Here is a 2,938-nt window from a genome sequence, read left to right as displayed (position 1 = left end):
CTCTTTTTTCAAGTCAATTCCTTATCCGCGATTCAGGTTAAATAAAAAGAAAGTTTTTAAATCAATGGGATTGAATGCTAAAAATCCAAACTGGATGGCTACTGGTGAGTGTGAAAAAGTAAAGCATGAGGAAAGTATCTATTTAATCTACAGAACTTATCATAAATTAGATCGGAGAGACGTATGGATGATCTACAGTAATAAAGATAATTTTTCTTATTTAAGGGAAATAGATAAAAGTAAACTAATGAATGAAACTTTTTCAGTTGATGAAACAGTAGACGCTAAAGTAAATTGTGGAAAGATTGGTTTGGATAAATACATAATATCGGTTCTAAACAGCTATTTAAAACATAACACTTCTATTGAAAGTATAAATAAATATAAAATAAATGATTGGTACAAAGAGAGATAAAATGAAAAAAAATATAAAATTTGAGAAAGATACTAAAGTATTCGAGCTAAATCTAGCAGGCTTTATCAATGCAGTAAGTTTTAAAGAGTCATCTTCTAATTTATCTTTGAGCCTGAAAAATCCTACTAATATAGAAGCTGCGAAAGCCTCAAATAAGCAAGGATTTCTTGGCCTATTCCAGCTTGGTGAAGAAGCTTTATATGACTTAGGTTATTATGCCGGTGATTACGGTATATCATATAAAGATAAGAGTAATGATCCTGCTCTACAACAAAAATGGGACAGTCAATTCGATAGAAATAATTGGTCAGGGAAGTGGACTGGTAAAAGAAATATACACTCTAAATCTGACTTCTTAAATAATTCACAAGCACAATACGAAATCATAAAAGAGTGGATAGCTTATTTATGTAAGCAGCTTAGAAGTAATTGCATTAATGAATATTACGGTAAAACTATAGATGGAGTAGAAATAACAGAATCAGGTGCTATAGCTGGTGCTCACCTTGTTGGTTTAGTAGGGTTAGGTGCATTCTTAGGGATTCCTAAAAAAAAATATATGGGGAAAAAGCAAACGGATGGTAATGGAACTCATATTAAACAATATATTAAAGATTTTGGTGGTTTTGATTTAGAAAATTGCTGTAATAGAAAAATTTATATTGAGCTAATGGATAAAAATAATAATCCTTTAGTCAGTAAAGAGGTAACCATTATTTCAACTTACAATGGTAAATATGCAACGGGAGAAGCACGGATTAAGGCCAGAAGTGATGAAAATGGAAAGCTTCCTGTTATTGTTAGACATCCTAATAGTGAAATAAGAATTTTAGCGGATGGTAAAGAATCTAATACTATAGTTCAGAAGGCAAATGAAAAACAAAAAGCAGTGTTAAGTGACTTTTCAATTACTAAATATTCTGCTGCCTTGGCAGAAAATAGCATACCTCAACCTGCACCACAGCCAGATAAAACTCCGCAAGAAATAAGAAACGAGCAGGCTTCGGGCACTATGAATGAAAAAACACCCAGTGAAGTAAAGCAAGATGTTCAATTTAATATCTCACTTATTGAAGGCGATTCAGGCCGTGTGATCACCAGCCTTAGATTTTACGTAACCTACAAGGGTAATATAAAAGAGCATCGCACAGATCAACAAGGCATTAAGCAAGGCATCGTGGCAGAGGAAGGCCAAGACATTGAAGTAAGTGTGGCTGGTGAAGGTAGGTATCAAGCAATACATCATTTTCAAGTGACTTCAGCCATGAGTAACCAGACAATAAAAATTAAATTACCAGTGCAGAATTTTGAAATATTGGTCAGAAAAGATGGTAAGCCAGCTCCTAATACTTTGTTTAGTGTGTTTTATCGAAACCGTGAAATTGCTAAGCGAACTAACTCACAAGGTATAATAAAAGTGAAAATGCTGGTAGGCTTTGTTTATGGTTTTGGTATTCATGAGCGCGCGCTAACTCATGTTCGAGTAATTAAAGGCAATGCTCGGCGAGAATTTACAGTGAATGAAAGCACAGTTAAAGCATCCAAATTATTTGAAGTAGCTGCAGAAAAGCAAAAGAAAGCAAACCAACTAAATGCGCAGCAGCGACAAGCACAAGATAAAGTGGCTGCGGACAAAGCTGCTGCAGAGGCCAAAAAAGCACAAGATGCTGCAAAAAAAGCGAAAGCAGATCAAGAAAAGGCAGCAAGCAATCAGCAAGATACTCATACTCAAAATACTGGAAAACCTTTAACTATAATAGGAGAGCAGGCACCTCCTACAAGTGATACAACTAATTATTATATTTATTCTAATGGAACTATAGACAGAATAAATAAGGCGGCTACAGGTTATGCTGCTTACTATTATATGGAAGATAATAAACCGATATATATTGGTAAAAGTAAAATTTATATTGCAGATAGATGGCAATCTAAAGGTGTGAAAGGTTCAGGTAAAAGCTATTTAGTGAATATTCGTGATATTTTTAACGATGTTGAAAAAAAACCATTAAAAAAATGGGAAAAGAATATAGGGGATTTGAAAATTTCAATAGCCAACGACTCAACGGAGCAAAGTAGATATTGGCTTTCGACAAGCGCATTTGCAGCTTATATTGGAGCAGTATCTAAATTTGGAGAGAAAACAAGGTTTAGCGGATTCAGCGATAAAAATGGTGGTCCAGGGAAAAGTTCATCTCATATTAATGGGGAGATAGGAGATATAGGCTATATTCGGAAAGATAGAAATCACTTAACGGGAGTCAATTTTGATATGGAGCAGTATGATCATGAGACCACCTTAAAATTTGTAAATATATTAATATCTTTTGGGTGGGGTAAAAACAAAAATATGTTAAGTGAAAAATATCCACTTGTATTAGCTAATAGATATACTTTAAAAGTAAACTATCTCTTACCTAAAACAACGCACTATAGTAAAGTAAGACATAATAATCATTTACACTTACAAGGTCTATCTAATAATTACAACAAGGATGAGTGAAATGAATATTATATTATTAC

General features: G+C 33.6%; 2 protein-coding genes. Both read left to right on the top strand.

All coding sequences use genetic code 11. The annotated features are described in order from the left end of the window. On the top strand, positions 1 to 415 hold a 415-nt coding region (locus tag BKE30_RS15485), incomplete at its 5' end, for a hypothetical protein (RefSeq protein ID WP_227518426.1). 1 nt (position 416) lies between these two features. Next, positions 417 to 2,918: a hypothetical protein gene (locus BKE30_RS15480; RefSeq protein ID WP_076879451.1), complete on the top strand. Its 2,502-nt coding sequence runs from the start codon at positions 417 to 419 to the stop codon at positions 2,916 to 2,918. Positions 2,919 to 2,938: the final 20 nt, after the last annotated feature.

The sequence above is a fragment of the Alkanindiges hydrocarboniclasticus genome (genome assembly GCF_001982605.1).
Lineage (GTDB): Bacteria > Pseudomonadota > Gammaproteobacteria > Pseudomonadales > Moraxellaceae > Alkanindiges > Alkanindiges hydrocarboniclasticus.
This window is presented reverse-complemented; position numbering and strand designations above follow the sequence as displayed.